The following is a 6,867-nucleotide window of genomic DNA, read 5'->3' on the forward strand; positions in this document are numbered from 1 at the left end:
TATGCCTCAACCTTCCCGTAAGTGGCCGGAGTTGACGATTCCGGCATGTTACGGCGCGCCGGGCCGCTCACGCCGCACCGATACGCGGAAAGGGTGCACCCGGACACGCGGACACGCGAAACCCCGCCGGGACGAGCCCGGCGGGGTACCGGCCCGCACCGGCCCTAGCGGCCGGTTTCCTTCTCGTACGCCTTGAGGACCTCGTCCGTGGGACCGTCCATCAGCAGCTCGCCCTTCTCCAGCCACAGAACGCGGTCACAGGTGTCCCTGATCGACTTGTTGCTGTGGCTGACCAGGAAGACCGTGCCGGCCTCCTTGCGGAGCTCGCGGATGCGCTGCTCGGAGCGGATCTGGAACTTCCGGTCGCCCGTCGCCAGCGCCTCGTCGATCATCAGTACGTCGTGGTCCTTGGCGGCGGCGATGGAGAAGCGCAGGCGAGCGGCCATGCCGGAGGAGTACGTGCGCATCGGCAGCGTGATGAAGTCACCCTTCTCGTTGATGCCCGAGAAGTCGACGATCTGCTGGTAGCGCTCGCGGATCTCCTCACGCGTCATCCCCATGGCGAGGCCGCCGAGGATGACGTTGCGCTCGCCGGTCAGGTCGTTCATCAGCGCCGCGTTCACACCGAGGAGTGAAGGCTGGCCGTCCGTGTAGACCTTGCCCTGCTCGGTCGGCAGGAGGCCCGCGATGGCGCGCAGCAGGGTCGACTTGCCCGACCCGTTGGTGCCGATCAGACCGATCGCCTCACCCCGGTAGGACGTGAAGGAGACACCGCGCACCGCGTGCACCTTGCGTACGCCGGGCGAGTCGCCCTTGCCGCGCTTCATGATGCGGCTCAGGGCGGCGGTGGCGCTGCCGCGCCCGCCCGCGCCGGCGTTGACGCGGTACACGATGTGCACGTCGTCCGCGATGACGGTGGGGACGCGTCCCTGCTTGTTGTCGTCAGCCACGGCCGTACCTCTCCTCAGCCTTCCAGAAGTACACGAAGCCCACGAGGCCCACGAGCAGCGCCCAGCCCAGGGCGACGCCCCAGACGTGCGGGGGCAGGTTCTCGGAGCCGTAGCCCTCGATCAGGCCGAAACGGATGAGGTCCATGTACACGGCCGCCGGGTTCCACTGGAGCACGTCCGTGACCCAGCCGGGCAAATCCTTGTCGGCGAGCATGGCCGGGATGCTGAACATCACTCCGGAGGCATACATCCACGTACGCATCACGAAGGGCATCAGCTGGGCGAGGTCGGGGGTCTTGCTGCCGAGCCTGGCCATGATCAGCGCGAGGCCGATGTTGAAGACGAACTGGACGGCCAGCGCGGGGACCACAAGCAGCCAGGAGAGCGAGGGGTAGCTGCCGAACGCCACCGCGATGATCACCAGCACGATCATCGAGAACATCAGCTGCTGGAGCTGCTGGAGCGCGAAGGAGATCGGCAGCGAGGCGCGCGGGAAGTGCAGCGCTCTGACCAGGCCCAGGTTGCCCGAGATGGACCGGACACCGGCCATCACCGAGCTCTGGGTGAAGGTGAAGACGAACACACCGGTGACCAGGAAGGGTACGTACACCTCCCGGTCCATGCCCCGGTCGGCCTCCAGGATCAGGCCGAAGATGAGGAAGTACACGAGGGCGTTCAGCAGCGGAGTCGCCACCTGCCACAGCTGGCCGAGCTTGGCCTGGCTGTACTGGGCGGTCAGCTTCGCCTGCGAGAACGCGAGGATGAAGTGGCGCCGGCCCCACAGCTGCCGGACGTACTCGATCAGCCCCGGCCGGGCACCGCTCACCGACAGGCCGTACTTCGCGGCGAGCTCCGCCGGGGTAAGTCCGTCGTCGGGAGATGGCGGGGCGCTCGTCGCGACCGCACCGTCACGGGTTGTGTCACTCACAAGTTGAAACTTTCGTGTTCAAGATGCGCAGGCAGTAAGGCGCAGGACCGGGCACACGTCCCGCGTGCCCCCGATGCTTTCAGACCCGAGCTTGTCAGATGACAGGAGGTCGGCCGAGCCGGGTCAGTCGCCAGACGGTACGCCATCTCATCGGACGGCGCGGTCCGGGGGAGGTCGTCCACCCCTCCTTGAAGCCGCCGAACCATGCCTTCAGAGCGGGTACGGAGGGCCGCCGCGCCAGCGTGAGCAGCAGCCATACGCCGAGGTAGACGGGCACCAGGGGGGCCGGCAGATTGCGCCGTGCCAGCCAGACCCGGTTCCTGGCCACCATGCGGTGGTAGACGGCGTGCCGGGAAGGAGCGGTCGTCGGGTGGTACAGGACCATGTCCGAGCGGTAGTCGATCATCCAGCCGGCGTCGAGCGCCCGCCAGGCCAGATCGGTCTCCTCGTGGGCGTAGAAGAACTCGTCCGGCAGCCCGCCGACCTCGGCGAAGACCTTGGTGCGTACGGCGTTGGCGCCGCCGAGGAAGGTCGTCACGCGCGAGGAGCGCATCGGGTCGGCCGCGCGAAGGCGCGGGACGTGGCGGCGCTGGGTCTCGCCCGTGTCGGGGTCCGCGATCCGGAAGCTGATGATGCCGAGCTTCGGGTCGGCGGCGAAGGCCTGGCGGCACAGCTCGGCCGTGTCGTGGTGGGCCAGCAGGCCGTCGTCGTCGAGGAAGAGCAGGATGTCCATCTCGGCGCCGCTGGGGCCGAAGGCCTCGATGCCGGCGTTGCGGCCGCCCGGGATGCCGAGGTTCTCGGGCAGCTCGACGGTCCGTACGCCCTCGGGGACACCGGTGACCGGGGAGCCGTTGCCGACGACCACGACCTCGACCCGGTCGCCGTCCTGCTTGGCGACCGAGTCCAGGAGGGCGCGCAGCTCGTCGGGGCGGTTGCCCATCGTGATGATGACGGCGCCGACCTTCAGGCCGGTGGCAGCGCCCGCGGCCGTCACTTCAGCCTGCTCGAAGCGAGGATGGACACGAGGTGCAGGAACGTCTGCACGATCGCGATTCCGGCCAGCACGGCGATCCCGAGGCGGCTGAAGAACAGGTCGCCCTGAACGAAGTCGATGATCGCGACGACCAGGATGAACAGGCTCGCCTCGATGCCGCCGACCAGACGGTGGAACTTCAGCGCCGCGGCCAGCCTGCGCGCCAGGGCCAGACCGGAGGAGCGCGGCACGGAGGCCTCGTCCTTCACGGCGGGCAGACCGCTGCGCGTACGGGCCACGTCGACCAGGTCGGTCTCGGCCTTGATCAGGATCGCGCCGAGCGCGGCGAGCGTACCGAGGAACGCCCACAGCCACTCGGGCCGGCCGGAACCGAAGAGATCGGCGCCCCGCAGGCCGAAGCCGACGAGCAGCGCCGCCTCGCAAAGGTAATGGCCGATGCGGTCCAGGTAGACGCCCGTGATCGAGGTCTGCTTGCGCCAGCGGGCGACCTCGCCGTCGACACAGTCGAGCAGCAGATAGATCTGGAACAGGATCACCGCGAGGATCGCACCGGTCAGGCCGGGGATCAGCAGGGCCGCGCCGCCGAGCACACCCACGACGACCATGAGGTACGTGAGCTGGTTCGGCGTGATCTTGGTGTTTACCAGGTACGGGTCGATGTGCAGCGAGATCTCCCGCATGTACATGCGCCCGGCCCAGTGCTCACCGCTGCGCCGGTCCTTCACGCCCTCGGGGTGAACGACCGGACGGAGTTCAGCTACTGATGGCCTTGACATAGTCGGCGTAAGCGTCCTTGATCTGGTCTGCGGACAGGTCGAGGTGTTCCAGGATCGTGAAGCGTCCCGGACGGGTCTGTGGTGCGTATGCGACGGCCTTGACGAACTCGTCGACGCTGAAGCCGATCTCCTGCGGGAGCACCGGCAGGCCGTGCCGGTGCAGTACCTCGGCGAAGAGCCCGGCCTGCTCGGTGGCGCCCCGCAGGTGCATGGCGAAGGCCGCGCCGAGGCCGACCTGCTCGCCGTGGCTCGCGGCCCGCTTGGGGTACAGCAGGTCGAAGGCGTGGCTGATCTCGTGGCACGCACCGGACGAGGGGCGGCTGTCGCCGCTGATCGACATGGCGATACCGGACAGGACGAGGGACTCGGCGAGGACCGTGAGGAACTCGTCGGTGCCGACACCGCCGGGGTGGCGGAGTACGGCTTCTCCCGCCGTACGGGCCATGGCGGCGGCCAGTCCGTCGACCGGCTCGCCGTTTATACGGTGGGACAGCTCCCAGTCCGCGATCGCCGAGATGTTGGAGATCGCGTCACCGATGCCGGACCGGATGAAGCGGACCGGGGCGTCGCGGATCACATCGAGGTCGATGACCATGGCGATGGGGGTCGGTACGCCGTAGGAGCCGCGCCCGTTGTCGTTGTCCAGGATGGACACCGGCGAGCAGAGACCGTCGTGCGAGAGGTTCGTCGCGACGGCGACCATCGGCAGGCCGACCCGCGCCGCCGCGTACTTCGTGACGTCGATGATCTTGCCGCCGCCGAGGCCGACCACGGCGTCGTACCGCTTGCCCTTGATCTCGTCGGCGAGCCTCACGGCGGAGTCGATCGTTCCGTCGGCGACGGAGTACCAGTCGGCGCCCGGCAGGACCGGCGCGAGCTTGTCGCGCAGGGTCAGGCCCGAGCCGCCGCTGGTCGCGATCGCCAGCTTGCCGGAGGCGGAGATCCGCTGGTCGGCCAGCAGGCCGGCCAGGTCGTCCATGGCGCCGCAGCTGATGTCGACGACGACCGGGGACGGGATGAGACGGGTCAGTACTGGCACGCGATCTCACGGCCCTTCGCGAGGTCGTCGTGGTTGTCGATCTCGACCCACGTCACTTCGCCGATGGGGGCCACGTCGACGGTGAAGCCGCGGTTGACCAGCTCCTGGTAGCCGTCCTCGTAGTAGAGGTCGGGGTCGCGCTCGAACGTCGTCTTCAGCGCGTCGGCCAGCTCCTCGGCGGCCTCCGGCTCGATGAGCGTGACGCCGATGTACTCACCGGTGGCGGTGGCCGGGTCCATCAGCTTGGTGATCCGCCGGACGCCCTTGCCGTCCTGCGTGATGACCTTCATCTCCTCGTCGGCGAGGTTCTTCACCGTGTCGAGGGCGAGGATTATCTTCTGGCCGTCGCCGCGGGCGGCGAGCAGCGTCTTCTCGACGGAGACCGGGTGAACGGTGTCGCCGTTGGCGAGTATCACGCCCTGCTTGAGGACATCACGCGCGCACCACAGGGAGTAGGCGTTGTTCCACTCCTCGGCCTTGTCGTTGTCGACGAGCGTGATCTTGAGGCCGTACTTCGCCTCAAGGGCCTCCTTGCGCGCGTAGACGGCCTCCTTGCGGTAGCCGACGACGATGGCGACCTCGGTCAGGCCGACCTCGGCGAAGTTGCCCAGCGTCAGGTCGAGGACGGTCGTCTCACCGTCCACGGGAACCAGGGCCTTCGGGAGGGTGTCCGTGTAGGGACGCAGACGCCGTCCGGCGCCGGCAGCGAGTACGAGGCCGATCATGCGGGTTCTCCTTCGTCATGTACTGCGGGTGCTCCGGAGGACACCCAGAAGCGGATGGACTCCACCAGCACCACGAGTGCCACGGCCACAGCGAGGGCCGTGAGCGCCAGGGTGAGGTCTGTGTTCCGCGTCGCCAGGACGGTGGCGAGTACCACTACCACCAGCGTCCGGCCGTCGTGCCCGCCGATCGTCCGCACCAGCCACTGGGGCGGCGCGCCCGTGCCGCCGCGGATGCGGTACACGGTGTCGTAGTGATGGTAGGCGACCGCCGACACCAGCCCGAATGCGGCCGGCAACGCTCCGTTCACTTCGGAGCGGGCGGCCAGGATCAGGATCGTGCCGTACTCGGCCGCCCGGAAGACGGGCGGGACGAGCCAGTCGAGGGCGCCCTTGAGGGGCCGCGCGACGGCTGTGCCGGAGAGCACCGCGTAAAAGACCGCCGCGACGATCACCTGGACGCTGCCGAAGGGCTGGGTGAGCGCCGTGGCCACCAGGGCGGCGGCGCCAACGACAGCGAGGACGGGGGCGGTCCAGGCGCCCTTGAGGTGGGGCCCCCGGGCCGCCACCGCCTGGGCGACGGGCCCGCTGTCCGCGAGGTCGGCGAGGGCCTGGGCCGCCCGGTCGGTACGCCGTGCCTTGCGGGTCAGCGAGCGCAGGACGCGGCCGGCCGTGGTGTAGAGGGCGGCGAGCGCGCAGCCGGCGAGCAGGGCGTAGAAGACGATCCGCGGGGTGGTGACGGCGGTCAGTACCGCAATCATCGCCCACCGCTCGCCGATCGGCAGGACTATCATCCGGCGCACCCAGACCGTCCAGCCGACGCTGTCGAGCTTGTCGGAGAGCGCGGCGGTGGGGCTGGTGTTGGACTCCGCGTCGTGGTTCGCCTCGTTGAAGGAGAAGTCCACGACATGGCGGCAGGTCTGGAGCACCATCGCGCCCAGCGCCAGCGCCCATACGTCATCCCCGCCACGGGCGGCGCCGAGCGCGAGGCCCGCGTAGTACGCGTACTCCTTGGCGCGGTCGAAGGTCGCGTCGAGCCAGGCGCCCATCGTCGAGTACTGGAGTGAATAGCGGGCGAGCTGCCCGTCGGTGCAGTCCAGGACGAAGGAGAAGAGCAGCAGCACGCCGGCCGCAACGTAGCCGCCGCGGGTACCGGTGGCCGCGCAGCCGGCCGCGATCAGCGCGGTGATCAGCGACGCCGTGGTGACCTGGTTCGGGGTGAAGCCCCGGCGGGCGCACCAGCGCGCGAGGTAGCGCGAGTACGGGCTGACGCAGAACGTGGTGAAGAAGCCGTCGCGGGATTTCACGGCCGTACGCAGCCGTACGGCCTCCTCGTCGACGGCGGCGACGGCGGCGCGGGCCTGCTCACGCTCGTCCTCGTCCGTGGCGACGACGGCGACCAGCGAGCCGAGGTCCGGCCGCCGCACGGCGGTGCCGTCCGCGTCGAGCACGGCGGCG

General features: G+C 69.2%; 7 protein-coding genes. All 7 read right to left on the minus strand.

Annotation, left to right across the window (positions count from 1 at the left end):
• Positions 1-164: 164 nt before the first annotated feature.
• Positions 165-950 (minus strand): ABC transporter ATP-binding protein, encoded by a 786-nt coding sequence (locus J7E91_RS34720; protein WP_028815579.1) that lies wholly within the window; start codon positions 948-950, stop codon positions 165-167.
• On the minus strand, positions 943-1,878 hold the full coding sequence (locus J7E91_RS34725) for an ABC transporter permease (RefSeq protein WP_214911303.1): 936 nt from the start codon (positions 1,876-1,878) through the stop codon (positions 943-945). Before J7E91_RS34725 ends, J7E91_RS34720 begins: the two co-directional genes overlap by 8 nt.
• A 94-nt stretch (positions 1,879-1,972) precedes the next feature.
• Entirely contained in the window at positions 1,973-2,818 is an 846-nt protein-coding gene (locus tag J7E91_RS34730; RefSeq protein WP_214911324.1) for a glycosyltransferase, read from the minus strand.
• A 50-nt stretch (positions 2,819-2,868) separates the two neighbouring features.
• Positions 2,869-3,648 carry a CDP-alcohol phosphatidyltransferase family protein gene (locus tag J7E91_RS34735; RefSeq protein WP_214911305.1) on the minus strand — a complete coding sequence of 260 codons (780 nt, stop codon included), beginning with the start codon at positions 3,646-3,648 and terminating at the stop codon, positions 2,869-2,871.
• Complete coding sequence (locus tag J7E91_RS34740) at positions 3,626-4,687, minus strand: iron-containing alcohol dehydrogenase family protein (RefSeq protein ID WP_214911307.1); 1,062 nt, start codon at positions 4,685-4,687, stop codon at positions 3,626-3,628. Before J7E91_RS34740 ends, J7E91_RS34735 begins: the two co-directional genes overlap by 23 nt.
• Positions 4,675-5,412 carry a sugar phosphate nucleotidyltransferase gene (locus tag J7E91_RS34745; protein ID WP_214911309.1) on the minus strand — a complete coding sequence of 246 codons (738 nt, stop codon included), beginning with the start codon at positions 5,410-5,412 and terminating at the stop codon, positions 4,675-4,677. The genes J7E91_RS34740 and J7E91_RS34745 overlap by 13 nt, the downstream gene beginning before the upstream one ends.
• A partial coding sequence (locus J7E91_RS34750; RefSeq protein ID WP_214911311.1) for a DUF5941 domain-containing protein occupies positions 5,409-6,867 on the minus strand: 1,459 nt, incomplete at its 5' end. The genes J7E91_RS34750 and J7E91_RS34745, both read right to left, overlap by 4 nt.

Origin of the sequence: Streptomyces sp. ISL-99, assembly GCF_018614005.1 — a bacterium.
Lineage (GTDB): Bacteria > Actinomycetota > Actinomycetes > Streptomycetales > Streptomycetaceae > Streptomyces > Streptomyces flavidovirens.

Excerpts from the sequence above, each read along its gene's own strand:
- J7E91_RS34730 (WP_214911324.1), bottom strand. The coding sequence starts at position 2,818 with ATGGGCAACCGCCCCGACGAGCTGCGCGCCCTCCTGGACTCGGTCGCC.
- J7E91_RS34735 (WP_214911305.1), bottom strand. The coding sequence starts at position 3,648 with ATGTCAAGGCCATCAGTAGCTGAACTCCGTCCGGTCGTTCACCCCGAG.
- J7E91_RS34745 (WP_214911309.1), bottom strand. The coding sequence starts at position 5,412 with ATGATCGGCCTCGTACTCGCTGCCGGCGCCGGACGGCGTCTGCGTCCC.